This is a genomic window from Desulfovibrio sp. TomC, assembly GCF_000801335.2.
In the GTDB taxonomy this organism is placed as follows: Bacteria; Desulfobacterota; Desulfovibrionia; order Desulfovibrionales; family Desulfovibrionaceae; genus Solidesulfovibrio.
In genome coordinates this window covers 264494-281177 of record NZ_JSEH01000001.1, presented here as the reverse complement: position 1 = coordinate 281177, position 16684 = coordinate 264494, and the positions used below count along the sequence as shown (strand labels likewise).

11 protein-coding genes are annotated in these 16684 nt (G+C 62.1%); 7 read left to right on the top strand and 4 right to left on the bottom strand.

Annotation, left to right across the window (positions count from 1 at the left end):
• The first annotated feature begins 10 nt into the window (after positions 1-10).
• The 7 genes from cdaA (at position 11) to NY78_RS01310 (ending at position 9937) form a co-directional block, all read left to right on the top strand.
• Entirely contained in the window at positions 11-775 is a 765-nt protein-coding gene (cdaA, locus tag NY78_RS01340) for a diadenylate cyclase CdaA (RefSeq protein ID WP_043630693.1), read from the top strand.
• Positions 772-1668, top strand: coding sequence for a CdaR family protein (locus tag NY78_RS01335; protein ID WP_043630691.1), 897 nt, complete (start codon positions 772-774; stop codon positions 1666-1668). Before cdaA ends, NY78_RS01335 begins: the two co-directional genes overlap by 4 nt.
• A gap of 28 nt (positions 1669-1696) precedes the next feature.
• The gene (gene glmM, locus NY78_RS01330; RefSeq protein ID WP_043630690.1) at positions 1697-3049 is read left to right on the top strand and encodes a phosphoglucosamine mutase; all 1353 of its coding nucleotides are present in this window, start codon (positions 1697-1699) and stop codon (positions 3047-3049) included.
• A 195-nt stretch (positions 3050-3244) separates the two neighbouring features.
• Positions 3245-4117, top strand: coding sequence for a UTP--glucose-1-phosphate uridylyltransferase GalU (gene galU, locus NY78_RS01325; RefSeq protein ID WP_043630878.1), 873 nt, complete (start codon positions 3245-3247; stop codon positions 4115-4117).
• Positions 4118-4299: 182 nt separating this feature from the next.
• Positions 4300-6678, top strand: coding sequence for a replication restart helicase PriA (priA, locus tag NY78_RS01320; RefSeq protein ID WP_043630688.1), 2379 nt, complete (start codon positions 4300-4302; stop codon positions 6676-6678).
• 37 nt (positions 6679-6715) lie between these two features.
• The gene (locus NY78_RS01315) at positions 6716-7801 is read left to right on the top strand and encodes a hypothetical protein (RefSeq protein ID WP_231583678.1); all 1086 of its coding nucleotides are present in this window, start codon (positions 6716-6718) and stop codon (positions 7799-7801) included.
• A gap of 99 nt (positions 7802-7900) precedes the next feature.
• Positions 7901-9937, top strand: a complete 2037-nt coding sequence (locus tag NY78_RS01310; RefSeq protein WP_047959979.1) for a PAS domain S-box protein — start codon at positions 7901-7903, stop codon at positions 9935-9937.
• Between the two features lie 4 nt (positions 9938-9941).
• On the opposite strand, the gene NY78_RS01305 is transcribed toward NY78_RS01310, so the two are convergent.
• The 4 genes from NY78_RS01305 to NY78_RS01290 form a co-directional block, all read right to left on the bottom strand.
• Positions 9942-11603: a glycosyltransferase family 2 protein gene (locus tag NY78_RS01305; protein WP_043630686.1), complete on the bottom strand. Its 1662-nt coding sequence runs from the start codon at positions 11601-11603 to the stop codon at positions 9942-9944.
• Positions 11600-12640, bottom strand: coding sequence for a glycosyltransferase (locus NY78_RS01300; protein ID WP_043630684.1), 1041 nt, complete (start codon positions 12638-12640; stop codon positions 11600-11602). The genes NY78_RS01305 and NY78_RS01300 overlap by 4 nt, the downstream gene beginning before the upstream one ends.
• 52 nt (positions 12641-12692) lie before the next feature.
• A complete protein-coding gene (locus NY78_RS01295; protein WP_231583688.1) occupies positions 12693-14783 on the bottom strand; it encodes a methyl-accepting chemotaxis protein in 2091 nt (696 codons plus the stop codon).
• 145 nt (positions 14784-14928) lie between these two features.
• Complete coding sequence (locus NY78_RS01290; RefSeq protein ID WP_043630681.1) at positions 14929-16629, bottom strand: glycoside hydrolase family 3 protein; 1701 nt, start codon at positions 16627-16629, stop codon at positions 14929-14931.
• Positions 16630-16684: the final 55 nt, after the last annotated feature.

Sequence of the window (16684 nt, the reverse complement as noted above, 5' to 3'; positions counted from 1 at the left end):
CCTATTGATCATGGGAAGTTTCATCGATAATCTGCATATTTCCTGGCGTGAAGTTCTCGATATCGCCGTGGTCACCTTTATCTTTTACCGGGGACTGCTGCTCATTCGCGGCACCCGGGCCGCCTCGGTGCTCCATGGTTTTCTGCTTATCCTCATCATCTACTACGTGTCCGGCGAATTCGGACTCAATACCCTGCACTGGCTGCTCACCAATTTCCTTGGTTCGATCTTCCTGGTCATCATCATCCTGTTTCAGGCCGACATCCGAAAGGCCCTGTCCTCAGTCGGGGCGGGTGGTTTTTTTCGCCGCCGGCGCGAAGCCGTGTCCGAGGCGGCCCTGGACGAATTCATTTTGGCCGTGTTCCAGATGGCCCGGACGCATACCGGAGCGCTGATCGTCTTCGAGCGTCGTGTCCCGTTGGGCGATTATATTCAGCGCGGAGTGGAGCTTGGCGCGCGTCCCAGCCGGGAACTGCTGGGGACCATTTTTTTTCCGGACACGCCGCTGCATGACGGGGCGGTCATTATCCAGGGAGAAAGCGTGGCTGCGGCCGGCTGTATCCTGCCGCTTATCGCCGGTGTTCCCCTGGATGCGAGCCTGGGCACCCGCCACCGGGCGGCGCTTGGCATCACCGAGGAGACCGATGCGTTGGCCGTGGTGGTGTCCGAGGAGCGGGGCGTGGTGTCGGTGGCTGACGGGGGCAAGCTGATTTCCCCGGTGGATGAGATGACGCTGAAAAACATGCTCTGGAACCTTGTGGCCAAACGCCCATGAAACCGAACTGGCAATACCTCCTGTTAGCCCTGGCTATGGCCCTTTTCTGCTGGTACCTGGTGACCGGCCGGGAGAAGGTTGATACCTGGATGCCCATGCGGGTGGAGATGACGGGGCTGCCCGAGGATCTCTACATCAAATCCGGCATGATCGGCGCCGTGGATGTTCTGGTCCGGGGGCCGCGAGGCGTGGCCCGCAAGATCGACGAGAGCCAGCTCGTCTACAGTCTCAATCTGTCCAAGATCGTGCCGGGCAAGAATATCGTTTTGTTCGAGACCAAGAACATTCCGTTGCCAAAGGTCTACGAAGTCGTGGAAATCCGGCCCACCCGACTGGAGCTGGACGTCGAACGCCGGGCAGCCAAGACCGTGCCCGTCAAGGTGATGTTGCGGTCCTCGCCCCCCAATGGCTTCTCCATGTCGGCGGTAAAGGCGGTGCCAGATACGGCGCGTCTGACCGGACCTGCCGACAAGCTGGACAAGATTACCGAAATTCGGACCCAGTCCATCACTTTGCCCCAGCCGCCGCCGGCCCGGTTCGATGAACGGGTGCCCCTGGACGTGCCTGAGGATGTGGACGTGTCGCCGCCGGCAGTCCAGGTGGTTATGGGATTTGCCGCCAAGGAATCCGAAATTACCTTGCGCGCACCGCTGGCCATCAAGAAACCCAAGGGCCGGGAGGCGGATGTCGCGCCCCAGGCCGTCACCCTGCGCATCAAGGGACCGGCGGCCATTATCTCGGACAAGGATTTCCCAGGCCTCGTGGAGGCGACGCTGGAGTTGAAGCCTGACATTGAACCGGGTAAATATGAAGCGTCGTACCGGGTGAAGATGCCGCAAGGGTGCGAACTCATTGAAGCCAAACCCGACAAGGTGTCGCTGACTGTGAAATGAGGCCGGCGTGAACCGGCCGAACCAAGGAATGGAAAAAAAACTTTTCGGAACAGACGGGTTGCGCGGCAGGGTCAACACCTATCCCATGACCCCGGACGTGGTTATGCGTCTGGGGTTGTCAGCCGGGTTGTATTTTCACAACGGCGGACGCCGTCATAAGGTCCTTATCGGCAAGGACACTCGCCTTTCCGGTTATATTTATGAATATGCCCTGGCGGCTGGGTTTTGTGCCGCCGGCATGGATGTCTTCCTGGTCGGGCCGTTGCCCACGCCGGCTATTTCCTTCCTGACCCGCGACATGCGCGCCGACGTCGGCGTGGTGATCTCGGCCTCGCATAATCCGTCTTGCGACAACGGCATCAAGTTTTTCGACCACATGGGGTTTAAGCTGCCTGACGCCGCCGAAGCTGAAATCGCCGCTTCGGTCGAGGGCTGTTCCCATGACTGGGCGCTTCCTGAACCCGACGCCGTGGGCCGAGCCTTCAAACTCCAGGACAGCACCGGCCGCTACAACGTCTTTCTGAAAAAAACCATTCCGCTTGACATCAGTTTCGATGGAATGAAAATCGTCCTTGATTGCGCCAACGGCGCGGCCTTCCGGGTGGCTCCCCAGGTTTTCGAGGAGCTTGGGGCCACGGTGGTCAAGATCGGCGTGGACCCGGACGGCACCAACATCAACCTGGGCGTCGGTTCGCTTTATCCCGAACAGGTGGGCCGTATGGTGGTCGAGACCGGGGCCGATATCGGTATCGCCCTGGACGGCGACGCCGACCGGGTCATTGTTTCCGACGAAAAGGGCCGCATTCTCGACGGCGACCAGATCATGGCCATCTGCGCTCTGGATTTTCTCGAACGCGAGGCCCTGCCGGGCAACCTGCTGGTGGCCACGGTCATGAGCAACATGGCCCTGGAAGTGTTCATGGACGAGCATGGCGGCAGACTCAAGCGCACCCCGGTCGGCGACCGTTACGTGGTCGAGGCCATGCGGGCCGATGGCGCGGTCCTTGGTGGGGAGCAGTCCGGGCATCTGATCTTTTTAGACCATAGCACCACCGGCGACGGCACCCTGGCCGCCTTGCAACTCATGAAGATCATGGTGCGCAAGGGCAAGCCGCTCTCCGAACTGGCCACCTTGCTGGCCCCTTTCCCGCAAAAGCTCGTCAATGTACCGGTGCAGCGCAAGATTCCTTTCAGCCAGGCACCGGCCATCGAACGGGCCGTGATTGAGTGCGAAAAGCTGTTGGCCGGGCGGGGCAGGGTGCTTCTTCGCTATTCCGGCACCGAATCCCTGGCCCGGGTCATGGTCGAGGCCGAAGATGCGACCCTGGTCGATACCTTGTGCGCCCGGCTGGCCGGTACCGTGGCCGAGGCCCTGCGCTGAGGCGGGGTCTCGTAACTCCTTTTGGGGCTGGACTTGTTTATGCAAAGCAATTAACGTCGGTTGGTGATGCCGGGAGCCGCCGCCTTGGCGGCTAACGGCACAATCGGACAGGTCAATATCCGGACGGCCGGCGCGCGGGCGCGGTTCGCCGCCTCCGAAAAATACCGGGCAGTGCGCGCATTCAAGGAGAAGAACATGGAAATCAAGAAGGTGGTCATTCCCGTCGCCGGATGGGGTACGCGGTCGTTGCCGGCCACGAAAAACATCCCCAAGGAAATGCTGCCCGTCTACAACAAACCCGTGGTGCAGTATGTGGTCGAAGAAGCCCAGGCTTCGGGGTTGCAGGATGTGGTGTTCGTCACCAACCGCAACAAAACCATTATTGAAGACCACTTCGACTACAACCTCATTTTAGAGGATCTTCTTACCCGGACCGGTAAGACTGATATGCTCAAGATGGTGCGGGAAGTGGCGGAGATGGTCAACATCATCTCGGTGCGCCAAAAAAAACAGCTGGGCCTGGGGCACGCCGTGCTTTGTGCCCGGGAAGTCTGCAAGAACGATCCCTTTGCCGTTATGGTCGGCGACGATCTGATGTTCAGCATGGAGCCGGGCATCAAGCAGCTCCTCACCGTGGCCATGTCCGAGCATATGCCCGTCGTTGGCGTCATGGAAGTGCCGCCCCACATGGTTTCGCGCTACGGCATCATCGATGGCGAAGAGTTTGCCCCTGGCATGTACCGGGTGCGTGATCTTGTGGAAAAACCCAAGGTCAATGAGGCTCCCTCCAGACTGGCCATCGTCGGCCGCTATGTTCTTTTCCCGGATATTTTCTACCATCTGGAAAAGGTGACTCCGGGACACGGCGGCGAGATCCAGCTGACCGACGCCCTCAAGGGACTGGCCGGCAACAACCGGTTGCTCGCCGTTAAGATCCAGGGTCAGCGTTTCGATGCCGGCGACTGGGCTGACTATCTCACCGCCAATATCTATTTTGCCCTGCACGACGAGGTCCTGCGAGAGTCGCTGGTGCCGCGTCTGCGTGAGCTTTTGCCCTTTGGGAGCTAGGCGTTTCGTCCTGCCCCGGTTTTTATCCAGAGGCTTGTCGCGCCCGGGGGGATCGCCTCCCGGGCGTTTCCTTTTGGTCGCCGGGCCGTGTCGCCGCAATCGACGGATACTGCGTTTACCACTGAAACCATGTCGTATTGTCGTTTGTTCCTAATGGGTACGCTTGGGAAGGACGCCGGAGTATGACTGCCGCCATTGCCGTTGCCCTGACCGCTCCGCCCTACAGCGTCCTCACCTACTCCCTGCCGCCGTATTTTACGCCAACCGATTTTCCGGTCGGGCTGCGCCTGCTCGTGCCTATGGCCAACTGGCTGCGTACCGGCGTAGTGGTTGCAACCGAGGCTGCGCCGCCACCTGGGGTGACGCTTCGGGCCGCGATGTGGCCGCTTGAGCGCCAGCCGCTGTGCGACGGGGACTACATGGAGCTGGTCGCCACCCTGGCCAGTCGCCATATGTCCACGCCCGGCCGCATTTTGGGTACGCTGTTGCCGCGCGGTCTGCGCTCCTCCAAGGTGATTTTTGAATGCAGCGAGGCCGGCGTCCCCCGGTCGCTGACGGCTCTGGCCCTGTCGCGCAAGCCCCCGGACGAGTTGGCCCGGCTGGCCATGGCTTGGCGCGACGGAACCATGCTGTGCCGGCTCGACGCCGCCGAACGCGATCCCCTGTGCGCCCTGGCGGCCGATCCGCCCTGGCCTGTGCGCCCAGGCGCAGCCCGGCAGATGGCCGTGCTTGATCTCTTGTGCGACCAGGGGCCCATGCCGCTTTCCGATCTCAAAAAACGCCTTGGCCCAGGGACGCTCCCCCTCCTGCGACGGCTGTCGGACCTGGGACTTGTCCGTTTGAGTGAGGTTGACCCGGCAGCGGGTCTGCCTGCGGCCATCGAGACGACAGCGGCGACCCTGCCGCCGTTGACGGCCGAGCAGACCACCGCCCTGGCCGAACTGGCCTTGGCCTTGGAGCGTCCTGACGGCGCGGCCCGGCTGGTCTACGGCGTCACCGGCAGCGGCAAGACCCGCCTGTATATGGAACTGGCCAGGCTGGTTCTAGGCAAGGGGAGGCAGGTCCTGCTCCTGGCCCCTGAAGTGGCCCTGGCTGCCAAGCTCCACCGGGCCGCTGTACGCGCCTTTCCCCAGTTGCGGCCGCTGCTCTACCACGGCTATCAGCCGCCTTCGCTGCGCGAGGAGTCGTTTTGGCGGGCTGCCGGCGACGCGGCCCCGATGGTCGTCGCCGGCACCAGGTCGGCGCTCCTGCTGCCCCTGCGTAATATCGGCCTGATCGTTTTGGACGAAGAGCACGACGGGGCCTTCAAGCAGGAGGACCGTCTGCCGTATCAGGCCAAGGAAGTCGGCTTTTTTCGGGCCAAACAGTCCGGGGCGCTTTTCGTCCTGGGGTCGGCCACCCCGGACGTCAAAACCTTTTATGCCGCCAAAGCCGGCCACGTTCCCATGGTGCGCCTGGCCAACCGGGTGGGCGGCGGCGGGATGCCGGCCATTGAGCTGGTGGATATGCGCGGGGCAGGCAAACTGACGGCCGTTGCCGGCAAACATGAAACCGGCGACCGCACCGGCGTCCTGACCGATCTGGCCGCCGCTGCCCTGGCCGAGACGGTTGCGGCCGGCGATCAGGCCATGATCCTGCTCAACCGCCGGGGCTATGCGCCGCTCCTTTTTTGTTTGGACTGCGAGACCCCGGTTCGCTGTCCCCGCTGTGAGCTGTCCCTGACCTTCCATAAGGACCGGGAACGGCTGGTGTGCCACTATTGCGGCTTTGCCCGGCCCCATCCCTCGCCCTGTCCGGGCTGCGGCGGAGCCAGTTTTCTGCCCATGGGCGTCGGGTCCGAGATGCTTGAGGAGCAGTTGGCCGGAGTGCTGCCGGCCGGCACGGTCGTGGCCCGGTTGGACCGCGACGTGGCCCGGCGTCCTGAACGGGCCGAGGCCATCCTGACTGAATTTGCTTCGGGTCAAGCCCAGGTGCTGGTCGGCACCCAGATGCTGTCCAAAGGCCACCATTTCCCGGCTGTGACCCTGGTCATTGCCGCCGACGCCGATCTCGGTCGGAATCTGCCGGATTACCGGGCCTCGGAGCGGACGTTTCAGCTCTTGACCCAGGTGGCGGGCCGGGCCGGGCGCGGCGAACGGCCCGGCCGGGTGCTGATTCAGACCCGGATGCCGGACGATCCGTTTTTTTCACATGTCACTCGGGGTGATTTTGAGGGCTTTTATGAGCTGGAGCTTTCCCGGCGGCGGCGGTTATGTTATCCGCCCTTTATTCGTCTGGGGCTGGCCCGGCTGAGCTTTCCCCGGGAGTTGGAAAACGGCTATGCCCTGGCCACAGCTGTGGGCGAAGCCATGCGACTGGCGGCCGGACCGCTTGGGGTCCGGGTGCTTGGTCCGGCTCCGGCGCCGCTGGCCCTCATGGCCGGGCGCAGACGGCTGCATTGCCTGATCAAAGCACCGGACTGGCCGAGCATTCGGCAGGTTTACTCGGCCGGCCGGGAGGCCCTGTCCGGATCGACCAAGGTCCGCTTCACCCTGGATCTCGATCCGGTGGATATGTTGTAAATTGTAACGGGTGGGGGAGCTGTTGAACGAAGCGTTCGTGAATGACGACGCCGAGCTTTTGCGAGACGTCGAATCGGTGTTGGCCTCGCGCCGTCTGGCCGGGCTGGACGGTTTGGTCGGGAATTTGGCGGCGGTGGTGATCAATGTTGCGCCGCAAGACCTCGTGCCCGCGGCCGAAGCGTTGCTCAATTCCACAGGCTTGGCCTTTGAAGCGGCCCTGGATGATCCGCTGACCGGCGACGGCAGCCCGTCGCTCGTGTTGCGTGATCCCGGAGGACCGGATCTCATCCTCAAAAGCCGCGATCCCGCTGCTGCCAACCCGTTTTCGCCCTACAACTGCGGGATCAAAACGGCAGCCTTTGTCCCGGCCCGTCTGGAGACCTTTGTGTTTGAGTGCCGGGACCTCGAGCGCTATGCTGCTCTCCAGCGGGAGCGGGGGGTGGCCTTTGCCGCAGCGGCTCCCCGGGTCACGGATGCCTTTTCGTTTGTGCAGACCGCTCCCTCGGCCCATACGGGCAATTCCCTGGGCTTTATCCAGTGGAAGGGTCGCCCCGGGACTTACCGGCACGGCCAAAGCCGGCTTTTGCCGCTGACTGCCGCCAAGGCACAACATCCCTGGCTGGCCCGGATCGGGGGTCTCGACCATGTGGCCACCCGGGTGCGGGCCAAACACCGGAATGCCGCCATTGTGGAATTCCTGTCCCTGACCAACTACCGCTTTGATTTTGCCGTGTATGTGGAATCGCTCAATTCCATCACCAATGTAGCCCGGCTTGGGGCCGGCGATTACGCCCAGGTCTTCACTTCAGGCATCGGCTCCCCACGCGAAGGATCCGGGGCAGGTCCCACCGAGGGGTTTATCGCCAACTACGGCCTGCGTCCCCATCACATGGCTTTTTGCGCTGACGGTATTGAAGAGGTCGTTTCCGGGTTGCGCTTGGACGGGATGGAGTTTCTGTCGGAACTGATTGGATCGCGGCGAGAGGGGCTCAAACAGATTTTTTCCGCGATGTCACCAAAAACGATGCTGGTCAACGAGTATATAGAACGCTATGATGGGTTTGATGGGTTTTTCACTAAAAGCAACGTGACGCGGCTGACCAAGGCGACAGAAAAGCAGTAGCGGACCTGTCTTTCCCATTGACTGCAAAGATACTGTCGTATGCCGAGGAGGAGCGGGCGCTCGTTGCAGGCCGGCTTTTCCGAAAACGGACGGCGAATTATGTCAAGTCAGGAGTCTGGCCAGCTGCGAAAGAGTTTTGTTAGCCGCTTGCCGGTCAAAATAACCGTATGGTATGCAGCCTTCGGACTGTTGTGGATTATTTTTTCTGACAGAATTGCGGATGTTCTTTTTCGTCGTGATCCAGACCTGCTCTTGCAGGTTTCCTCTGCTAAAGGAATCTTGTTTGTTGCTATTACGTCGTTGTTGCTCTTTGTGTTGCTGCGGCGACATGTCGCCGTGGTTGATGCCAAGGAACAGAAGCTACGGCAGAGTGAGGAGCGCTACCGATTGGTGGTTGAGCACGCTCCTGATGCCATTGCTATTCATGACGGAGTCCAGTTCACGTACGCCAATACCGAAGCGGTGAAACTGTTTGGGGCAGATTCCTTGGAATCGATTATCGGGCACAATGTTCTGGATTTTGTCCCTGAGGATTCCCGTGCTTCCGTGACCGAGCGTATCCGGCAAAACATCGTTCACAACCTCCCAGCCCAATTGCGGGAACAGCGATATCTCCGACTGGATGGGGGGATTATCGAGGTGGAAGTGGCTGCGGTGCCGTTTCTGTTCGACGGTTCTCCTGGCGCCTTGGTCTTTTTGCGCGACGTCGGGCCACGCAAGGCCGCTGAACGCAAGCTGCGCGAAAGTGAGACGAAATACCGTCTGCTTGCTGACAATGCCCACGATCTTATCTCTGTTTTTAACGCGGAACTGCATTTGACGTATGTAAGTCCGTCCGTGCGACGGCTGCTTGGGTTTTCCGTTGAGGAAGCCCTGTCCCGGTCCATTGACGTGTCCTTGACTCCAGAATCAGCCGCCAGGGTACGGCAGGACTTGCACCGCATCAACGAATCCGGGCCCATTGACCGGAATTTTCTGCATACAACCGAACTGGAGATGTACTGTAAGGATGGTTCCACGGTTTGGGTTGAGTCCATGACGCGCGGCCTATTCGATACCGTCGGTCAGTTTCGGGGCTATATAAGTGTTTCCCGTGATATCAGCGAACGGCGAAAGGCTGAACAGGAGTTGCTGCTCTCCCGTCAGTTCAACCTGCTGATCCTTGAGGCTATCCCCGATCCGGTTTTCGTCAAGGACAGTTCCCACCGCTTCGTCCTTGTCAACGATGCCTTGTGCGCCATGCTCGGACTGCCGGCCAATGCCATTATTGGCAAGTGCGATGCAGACCTCGTGCCCCGTGAGGAGGCGGCTGTTTTCGTCGAACGCGACAACATCGTTTTGGAAACCGGACAAGCTGATTTGTTTGAGGAATGCCTGACAGACGCTCAGGGCCGGGTTCGTACCCTGGTGACGCGCAAGGGACTTTTTATTGATCCCAGAGGCAACCGTTTTATTGTCGGCGTCATCCGCGATATTTCAGACGACAAGGTCAAGGAATTGCAATTGCGCGACTCACTGTTGGAAAAGGAAGTGTTGCTCAAAGAAGTCCATCACCGGGTGAAAAACAATTTACAGATCATCTCCAGCCTCCTTTTCCTGCAAAAAGACGCTATCGCCGATCCCCACATCCAGGATATTTTTGAAGAAAGCCGCAACCGGATCGCCTCCATGGCGCTTATTCACGAGGAACTCTATCGCTCCGGCGATCTGGCCCGGGTGGACCTCAAGGAATATCTGGAACGCCTGGCTCCCAAAGTGGTGCAGTCGTTGCGCGGCTACAAGAGTATCGGCTTTAGCCTCCATCTGGCCCAGTGCCGGGTGAGCGTGGACAAGGCCATCCCGTTTGGCCTGATCGTCAACGAACTGTTGACCAACGCCGTCAAACATGGACTGGCCGGACGCGACGCCGGCAACATTCGGGTGAACATGGCTTTTGAAGACGCCATGATCCAGGCTGTGGTGGAGGACGATGGATCGGGATTGCCCGAAGGGTTTCATCCTGACGCGGTCAAAACGCTTGGGATGCAGCTGGTGGTGCAACTGACCCGGCAACTCCGCGGCTCACTCACCTTCGGCAGCAGCCCGCAGGGGTCTTTTTTCCGCCTGAGTTTCCCCGCAGATGACAAGGCCGGTTGACGCGTTATTTCCCCACAATTCCGGCTTCGGCCAATTCCTGGACTTTACGGCGCAGGTCCCGGGTCGCAGCGTCGCGTTGGAGCGTGGCCATGGCGGCATATCGGCTGTCATGCTTGGCGACGAGTTTTTGCCAGTTGGCCTGCCCTCCGGCCAGCTGCTCCGGCCGCACCGGAGCCAGGGCCGGTGACGGGCGACGGTGGCCGATAGTGAGATGGCCCTGGTAGACGGGCGGGAGGCCGGCCAGGAGCAGGCGCAGGTCGTGGTCTACGTCGTCATACTGGGATGGGCTGTAGCGGATGTCAAAGCCTCCGACCCCGAGCAGCCGGTCGCGTCGAAAAAGATGGCAACAGCCCATGACCGTCAGGCACGGCCGCAAATGGGCAAATCCGCCGTAATCAAAACCCTGGGCGTGCAGGTCGGAAAGGATGAGCGGTTCGTTTGAGCCGCTTGGCAGGGGCAGCAGCATGCCGTCGATGCCCTGGGCAATCGCCGGATTGTGGGCATCGGCCACATGGCAGCCCCAGACGCCGGCCTCGGGGTAGGCCTTGGCTGCTGCGGCCAATCGGGCCAGCCAATCGCGCGGCAGATCCACATCATCATCCAGATAGGCCACATAGTCGGCTTCCCGGACGCGGGCATCGGCCGCCAGCCAGTTCCGGGCGGCCGGCGCGCCAATATTGACGGGCAGCCGGATGCCCGTCAGCCGGCCAGGATCAATGCGTCCGGTCCAGGCTGCGACCACATCCGGGGTGGCGTCGACGGAGGCGTTGTCCAGGACATACACGCGGCCGGGCCCGGAACTGGTGGCCAGATCGGAGACAAGAAGGCTTTCCAGGGTGCGGTTCAGGTCGTCGGCCTTGTTATAGGTATAAAGTGCCACACTAAGGCTCCCGGGAAGGAGCGAGCGGGCCTCGCCCCGGCCGGAGACCAGATCGGCCAGGGCCAGCATGGCCGAAACATGTTCAGGCACAGCCCGCGCCAGCCCGGCGAGATGGTCCTGGGCGGCCGGCGCATCACCAGCAGCCAGGGCGGCCAGTCCCTGGCGGAAAAGTCCGCCAGGCCAGGGAGCTTTCGCCTGGAGTGCGGCATAGTGTCCCATGGCCTGGGCCGGGCGACCGCCAAGCAGGGCCAGATCGCCGTCGATTTTGTGGCGCAGGGGGGCCAGTGTGCCGGTCAGCGCGCTGCCGGCAAGGGTTGCGGCCCGGTCGAAATCCCGCTGCAGCACAGCCCGGCGAAGGGCAACATGGAGCCAGAAGAGGGCGTGGCGGTCGGTTTGGATTTCGTTTTCCAGATAGCGGTCAAGGCGGCCGGCATTGTCGCCAAGGAGCAGGCGTTGGTAGTAGGCCGTATTGTCCGGCACAGTGAAGCGGGCGGCCAGGGCGGTGACGAGGGCGGCGAAAGCCGGAGCGACGCAGCCTGCCGGAAGGATCGGGAACAACCCGGCCAGGACTGCGGCCGTTGGGCCATAGAGGGAGTCTTCCTCCAGGGCGGCAACGAGGAGATGGGCCTGACGTCTGCGCCACAGGCCGGGCGCGTCAGCGCCGACAGCGGTTTCCCCGGCCAGGGCGGCGGCACGAAGAAGGTGGTCGCGGCCAACCGTGCCGGCCAGCAGCAGATCCAAGAGCGGCATCGGGAAACGCGGATCGTCGAACCAGGGTGCAGTCACGGCGTCTCTCCTTGGGCGGCATACTGCCAGGCATCGAGATAGCGGGCCGCCTGATCGCTGAGGCGATGGGAATGGTCCAGGGCTTCCCGGGCGTTTTGGGCCAGACGGCGTCGCAGGGCAGCGTCGCGGGTCAGCCGGGCCACGGCCTCGGCCCAGGCTTCGGGATCAGGACCGACGAGCAATCCGGTCTGCCCGTCCTCCACCACCTCCCGATACGGGGGGAGGTCGGCATAAATGCCGGCAGCCCCGATGGCCGCATATTCCTGCCATTTGACCGCACTTTTGCCCCGGTTAAAAGGGGTATCGGCCAGGGGCGCCAATCCGATGGCCAAGCCCAGGCGCGGTAACTTCGCGGCATAGGCGGCATAGTTCGGGGCAAAGGGCAGGCGCGTCGCCGTGGGGAAGCTGCCGGTGCTTGGCAGGCAGCCGTAAAATACAAAGCGGCCGGAGAAATCAGGATTGGCATTGAGTCGGGACAAGGCGGGTTCCAGCCGGGCCAGATCCGGGGCATGGGATGGCGTGGCGGCAAAGCCGACGGCGGCCACGCCCCGGTCCGGCGGCGGGACCGGACGCCACAGCCTGTCGGGCAGGAAATTGGGCACCATGCGCACCCGGTTGGCGAAGCGACCGAAGCTTGCAGCCAGGATCGGCGTGCTGACAGTCACAAGGCTGGCCCGTCTGGCGGTATCGACGACGCAGGGGGCAACGGCCGCCATGTGATGGAAGAAGGGATGGTCAGGCGGCACGGCGGTAAAGTCGTCGTCCGTGTCGTAAACCACGGGCTTGCCGCTGGTGAAGATGGCCTCAAGGACGGGGGCGGTCTGTGGGCTGGGGAAAAACCGCTGGATCAGGATAAGATCGGCTGGTTCCAGGACATCCGTGACGAGACGATGGCCAGGGCCGTCTGGGATGGCCCCGGGCAGGAGACGCACGACCCGGCCGAGGGCGTGGACCGGTTCAAAAACCCGCAGCCGGGGGCAGGCTGCGGCCGGGTCGTCGAAGCCGTAGTAGGCGATGGTCAGTGGTGTGGCGGACATGAGCGGCTAAGGCGCGTACCGGATGCTGTCGGGCACGCGCCGCATAGGCCGATTACGCCCCGAGGGCCTTGGGGCGACGGGCAGTCCCGCGGAAAATGATCTCGGCCCGGGCCGTGTGCGGGTCACTGTAGGAGACCGTGATGTCCGCTGGTTCCTTGAAGAATTCGGCCGCGCCCCGCAGGATGCCCTCGTAGTATTCAGGATAGGCGCGCTTGGAATGGTAGGTCATGATCAAACGATCGCCCTTGTCCTCGTAGCTGAAGCGCGGGGGCAACAGGCCGGGCATATCCTTGGTCAGCCGGGCATGGGTGTCGTTCATGGTCAGGTAGAATTCTTTGAGTGTCTCGCCCTTGAAATAGCGCGGATAATGGCGGTGGAAGCCCTTGATGGTGTAGCGTCCCAGGGCCAGGAACACCTCTTTGACGCTTTTGCCGGTCTTGGCCGACACGAAGTCCGCCATCTGGCGCAGGACCTGATCGGGATAGTTCTGAGTGGGCAGGAAGGTGGGGTATCCCATATCTTCCTGCAGGGCGTTGGAGACCCCGTCGCCATACTGGTCTTGGATGAAATCCAGCATGAGTTTGGGGAGAATGCCTTTCATGTTGCCGGCAGATTCGCGCAGCTTGAGGGAATCGCCCTGGCGCTGGGCAAAAGAAGTCGCGAGGGTGAGCAGGGAGTTGGCCAATTCGGCCAGTTCGCGGGTCGCCTGAGCGGTCTGGCCCGCGCCTTCGTCGGCCTCAGCAGCCACATGGGCGATGACTTCGATGTTGTGGTTGATCTCTTCAGCCGCGGCAGATTGTTGTTCAGCGGCTGTGGCAATCTGACTGACTTGGCTGTTGACCTCGCGGATGCTGGCCATGATGTGTTCCAAGGATTCACCGGCCTTGTGGGTGGCCTCGGTGCTGGTGGCCACCCGGGCCTCGGTTTCCTGCATGGAGGCCACGGCGTGACGGGAACCGTCCTGGATTTCGTGTATGGACTTTTCCACTTCCTTGGTGGCGGTCATGGTTTTTTCAGCGAGCTTTCGCACTTCGTCGGCCACCACGGCAAAGCCGCGACCGGCCTCGCCGGCCCGGGCGGCCTCAATGGCAGCGTTTAAGGCCAGCAGATTGGTCTGGTCGGCGATGTCGTTGATGACGCCGATGATGCGGCCGATCTCGGCGGCTTGGCTGTCGAGAGACGTGAGCACCTGACCGAGTTTGCCGGCGGATTCAGCCACGGCCTTGATGCCGACCACAGCCTCGCGGACTTGGACAGCGCCTGTTTCGGCCGCCGTGTTGGCGCCGACGGCGGCGTCGGAGGTCTGGGCAGCGTTTTTGGCGACTTCCATGACCGTGGCCGTCATTTCTTCCATAGCCGTAGCCACGGCGTCGGCCTGCCCTTTCTGCTGCTGGGCCCCTCGGGCCTGCTCGTCGGAGGAGGCGGAAAGTTCTTCCGAGGCCGAAGCCACGCGCTGGGACAACTCGTTGATGTCGCCGCCGAGGTTGCGCAGTTCGCTTTGCGTCTTTTCCAGATCCTGCTGCTGGGCGCGCAATTGAGACTGGTCGGTGATGGTGCAGACCGCACCGAGCAGGTCGTTGCGGAACCCTCGAAAGCAACTGGCTGTAAAATAGCAGGCAATCGTTCGTCCATCCCACAAAGCGAGATCTCGTTCGGCTTGGATGGAACTGCCGTCCTGAAGAGCTTTTTCCGTGATGGCAATACCGGTCTTATTATACGCCGCCTGGCTGACGGTCTTGCCGATTAGATCCCGTTGGGGTTTGCGGAGCAATTCGGCCATGGTCTGGCTGCAATGGGTGATGATACCGTCTTTGTTGGTAATCAAAAACGGGGTACCCACAGCGAGGACAGCGGCCCGGTAGTACTCGCGTCGGAGCAGGCTGAATTCAAACGCTTCTGAAGCTTCCTGGCCCAGAGGGCCAAGTGCTTGCCAGGAGATAACTTCATCCAGGAAAAAGGTTTTATGATCACTGTTGACTTTTTGAAATCCCTGGAAAAGCCTTTGAAGCGGCGAGTTGATGCGCTGAGCGACAATCCAGCTCGCAACGCATCCGAGGACGGCAATGGATACGGCTATATACATATTTGCAAAAAAAGTCGTAACGACGATACAAAGACTTAAGATGATTCCCAGCCAGAGCATTGCAATGCCGGGGGAAGGGGCGATGCTGCGGTCACGCATGGGAACTCCTGACCGATAATTTTTTCCATCCAAAACTATTCCATGTGAAAGGTCAATCCATGACATTGGGTCTTACGTAAAAAAGGATTGATCCCACCGGGTGTCATTATGGATGCGAAGGGAGTACAGCCGGCGCCCGACCGGTAAAGCGGAAAGGCGCAAAAAGACTTTGCCCCAAGGCCTCCAGGCTGGCCGGAGCTTCGCCGTAGGTGGCAATACACACCGTCGTTTGGGGCACAAGCGCCAAGTCATAGGGCGACTGGGCGGCAACCAGCACGACTGGCGGATCGGCCAGAGCGGACAGAGCCGTAGCCAGCCGGACCTGGCCGCTCTGGCGGCGGGCATCCGTGACAAGCAGGACCACATTCTTGGATTGACGGGCTTTTTCCAGTACGTCGCTGATCGTTTGCGCGTCCGGGTCGGGCGGCAAAAAGAGCGTCTGTGGGCCGGGCCAAAGGGCTAGGGCGGCTTCGGCCTCGGCGTCAATGACCTCGCGGCCAAGGCGGGGACGGATGACCAGGGTCGAGGCGACGGCAGGCAAGGGCAGGGTGGAATGTGCCGGACCAAACGCGGTCAGGCTTCGGGCGGCAATACGCCGGGCCAGAAGGGCGTCCTCGTTTCGGCCCACCCGGGCGGCAACATCGGCTGCGGGCCGGGCCAGAACGACTGCGTCGAGCAGACCGTAGTGTTCCTTGAGGCGCAGCACCCGAGACACGGCGGCGTTGAGCCGGGCGGCCGGGACACGGCCGGAACGGACAGCGGCAAGCACGGCGTCCATGGCCACCTGACGTTGCTCGGCCGGCCGGCCGGCGTCGGCTCCTATAAGCAGCACGTCGGCTCCGGCAATAAGAGCCATGACGGAAGCCTCGGCTGTGCCGTAGGTATTGGCCACGGCCCCCATGCCCAGGGAATCGGTGAAAATGACGCCGTCAAAGCCCATGCGTCCCCGCAGCACGCCTTCCAGCACGTGGCGCGACAAGGTGGCCGGCAGGGCCGGTTCGCCGTGGGCAAGGGCCGGGGCCACCACATGGGCGGTCATGACGGCTGGCGCATTGGCGGCAAAGGCGGCCCGAAACGGCGGAAAATCCACCCGGTCAAGGGTTCTGGCGTCATGGTCCACCCGGGGCAGCCCCACGTGGGAATCCACTGACGTGTCGCCGTGGCCGGGAAAATGCTTGGGCGTGCAGATGACGCCGGCATTGGCATAGCCGGCCGTGGCCGCGGCCGTATAGCGGGCCGCGTCGGATGGGGAGGAACCAAAGGATCGGATGCCAATGATCGGGTTGTCGGGGTTGATATTGACGTCGGCCACCGGGGCAAAATCGGTGTTGATGCCGACAGCGCGCAATTCCCGGGCCGTGGCGGCGGCAGCCTGGCGCACAAAGTCGGACCGGTCGGTGGCCGCCTGGGCCATCTGGCTTGGAAACAGGGTGAATCCCCGGCGCAAGCGGGCGACCGGCGCACCTTCCTGGTCCACGCCAACCAGCAGACCGACCCCCTGGCCGGAAGCTGCGGCCTGGGCCTGCAGGCCGGCGGTCAGTTCGGCCACCTGTTCCGGCGTTTCGATGTTGCCCGGGGCGCTATAGAGGATGACGCCGCCAAGGTGGCGGTCCCGGATAAGTCCGGCAATGTCGTCGGAGACGGTCGGACCTTGAAACCACAACATGAACACCTGGCCGACCTTTTCTTCGACGCTCATGGCTGCCAACAGTTTCGAGACCCGGGAAGCCGCCTCGGCCGTGTCGGCGTAAAGGCTCAACAGCACGGCGGCAACCAGAAGGACCAGGCGGCAATGGGGACGGGGCATGACGGCTCCTGTCGGGTACGCGGGCTTAAACGGATGCATCCCCGGTTCGTCGTTT

What these genes read in the sequence shown, in the direction of transcription:
- cdaA (WP_043630693.1), top strand. Translation starts at nt 11, where the DNA reads ATGGGAAGTTTCATCGATAATCTGCATATTTCCTGGCGTGAAGTTCTC.
- NY78_RS01335 (WP_043630691.1), top strand. Translation starts at nt 772, where the DNA reads ATGAAACCGAACTGGCAATACCTCCTGTTAGCCCTGGCTATGGCCCTT.
- glmM (WP_043630690.1), top strand. Translation starts at nt 1,697, where the DNA reads ATGGAAAAAAAACTTTTCGGAACAGACGGGTTGCGCGGCAGGGTCAAC.
- galU (WP_043630878.1), top strand. Translation starts at nt 3,245, where the DNA reads ATGGAAATCAAGAAGGTGGTCATTCCCGTCGCCGGATGGGGTACGCGG.
- priA (WP_043630688.1), top strand. Translation starts at nt 4,300, where the DNA reads ATGACTGCCGCCATTGCCGTTGCCCTGACCGCTCCGCCCTACAGCGTC.
- NY78_RS01310 (WP_047959979.1), top strand. Translation starts at nt 7,901, where the DNA reads ATGTCAAGTCAGGAGTCTGGCCAGCTGCGAAAGAGTTTTGTTAGCCGC.
- NY78_RS01300 (WP_043630684.1), bottom strand. Translation starts at nt 12,640, where the DNA reads ATGTCCGCCACACCACTGACCATCGCCTACTACGGCTTCGACGACCCG.
- NY78_RS01295 (WP_231583688.1), bottom strand. Translation starts at nt 14,783, where the DNA reads ATGCTCTGGCTGGGAATCATCTTAAGTCTTTGTATCGTCGTTACGACT.
- NY78_RS01290 (WP_043630681.1), bottom strand. Translation starts at nt 16,629, where the DNA reads ATGCCCCGTCCCCATTGCCGCCTGGTCCTTCTGGTTGCCGCCGTGCTG.